This window comes from Rhodobium orientis, assembly GCF_003258835.1.
GTDB lineage: Bacteria > Pseudomonadota > Alphaproteobacteria > Rhizobiales > Rhodobiaceae > Rhodobium > Rhodobium orientis.
In genome coordinates this window covers 1-250 of record NZ_NPEV01000209.1, presented here as the reverse complement: position 1 = coordinate 250, position 250 = coordinate 1, and the positions used below count along the sequence as shown (strand labels likewise).

1 protein-coding gene is annotated in these 250 nt (G+C 47.2%); it reads left to right on the top strand.

Annotated features, from left to right (window positions below; translation table 11 throughout):
* Positions 1 to 33: 33 nt before the first annotated feature.
* Positions 34 to 250, top strand: a 217-nt coding sequence (locus CH339_RS25870; RefSeq protein WP_245408203.1) for a response regulator aspartate phosphatase, incomplete at its 3' end; no start/stop codon positions are given.

Below are 250 nucleotides of genomic sequence, written 5' to 3'. Positions count from 1 at the left end.
AAAGCGGCCGGGCTCCTGAATCAGTGGTACACCATGATCAAGCGCCATGAAGCGCTCCAGGCTGTATCTTTGAGGTACGAGATCCAAAACCTGCTTTCTAAAATGGAGAAAAGCGGAGATCTGGAGCTTTATTTTCAGCTGTTGGACTATCGCTGCAAATTGATGATGGAGCAGTTTGCAGAATCAGCCGAGCTTTTCCGGAAAATTAAAAGGCAGAAGGAAACGGTTAAGAGCGCGGATGACATCATTC